The 1,584-nt window shown below is 70.3% G+C and carries 1 protein-coding gene; it reads left to right on the top strand.

What is annotated here, in order from left to right; genetic code table 11:
• Nucleotides 1-1,584, top strand: a 1,584-nt coding sequence (locus WA965_RS12450; RefSeq protein ID WP_526447573.1) for an AAA family ATPase, incomplete at both ends; no start/stop codon positions are given.

Genomic DNA, 1,584 nt, shown 5'->3' with positions numbered 1-1,584 from the left:
GCGAAGTTCTCGCCGCAGAGCAGCGCATCCTGGCCGCTGTCGCACGCTGCGACGGTCGTATGGCGACGGCGTCCGAGGTCGATCTCGCGCTGTCAGATTCGGCCGCCCGCGGCAAGCCACTCAACCTCGGTCAGGCCGCGCTCGTCGAGCAGATGGCCACCGGCGGACGCCGCGTCGCATTGGCGCTGGCGCCCGCCGGGGCGGGCAAGACCACGGCCATGGCCGCGCTGGCGCATGCGTGGCGCAGCTCGGGCGGACATGTCCTCGGTTTGGCCCCGACCGCGGCCGCGGCGATCGTGCTCGGGGAGGATCTGGGCGCGACCACCGACACCCTCGACAAGTACGTCCACTGCGCTGATCCGGACAACGCTGCGACATTCGGAACACCGCAGTGGTTCACAGACATCGGACCGGACACGTTAATCATCGTCGATGAGGCCGGCATGGCGTCCACCGCGGGTCTGGACGCGATGATCGCTGACGCTCAGCGCAAGGGCGCGAGTGTGCGTCTGGTCGGTGATGACGGCCAGTTGGCGTCGATTTCGGCTGGCGGGGTGTTGCGCGACATCGCCACAGAGACCGGTGCGCTGACGCTTTCGAAAGTCGTGCGGTTTCACTCCCGCGCCGAGGCCGCGGCGTCGCTGGCGCTGCGCGGCGGAGATCCGGCCGGAATCGGCTTCTACATCGACTCCGGGCGCATCCACGTCGGCACCGAACAAACCGCCGCGGACACCGCGTTTTCGGCGTGGCTGGCCGACCGCAACGCCGGGCGCGACAGCCTGCTCCTAGGACCCACCAACGCGATCGTCGACGACCTCAACGCCCGCGCCCGCACCGCACGAATTGCTGCCCACGTTGAGGCTGACCCGAACTGGCGGCCAGGTCGGGAAACCGTGCTCGCCGACCAACTCCGCGCCAGCGTCGGAGACGTCATCCGCACCCGCCACAACGCCCGCTGGCTGCCCCTGTCGGGCACTGATTACGTCCGCAACGGCTACACCTTCGACATCCTCGATGTCGCCCGCGACGGAGCGCTCCGGACTCGCCATCGCGGCACCGGGCATGAGATCACCCTGCCGGCCGATTACGTCACCGAACACGTCACCCTCGGCTATGCCGCCACCATCAACGGCGCCCAGGGCGCCACCGCCGGGCACAGCTGCCACGTGGTGGGTGCTGAGCACCTGACCCGCCAACAGCTCTACGTCGCCCTCACCCGCGGCCGCGCCGAAAACCACCTGTACCTCTCGACCGCCGAAACCGACCCGCACCGCATCCTGGCCCCCAAGGCCACCCACCCCGACACCGCCGTGGACGTCCTGTCCCGGATCGTGGCCCGCGACGGCGGCCAGGTCTCGGCCACCACCACCGCCCGCCAGGCCGCCGACCCGACCCGCAGACTGGCCGCAGCCGCCGACATGTTCACCGATGCCCTCGGCGCTGCGGCCGAGCACCAGCTCGGCGCGGGTGCCCGCGACCGTCTCGACGCGCTCGCTGAATCAATACATGCGGATCTCAGTACGTGCGCAGCGTGGCCCGTGCTGCGTCGTCGCCTGGCCGTCCGGGCGCTCTCCGGTGCCGATC

The organism is Mycobacterium sp., from assembly GCF_049683935.1.
Taxonomy (GTDB): domain Bacteria; phylum Actinomycetota; class Actinomycetes; order Mycobacteriales; family Mycobacteriaceae; genus Mycobacterium.
Note: the sequence above shows the minus strand (reverse complement) of the source record. Positions and strands in the feature narration are given on the sequence as shown.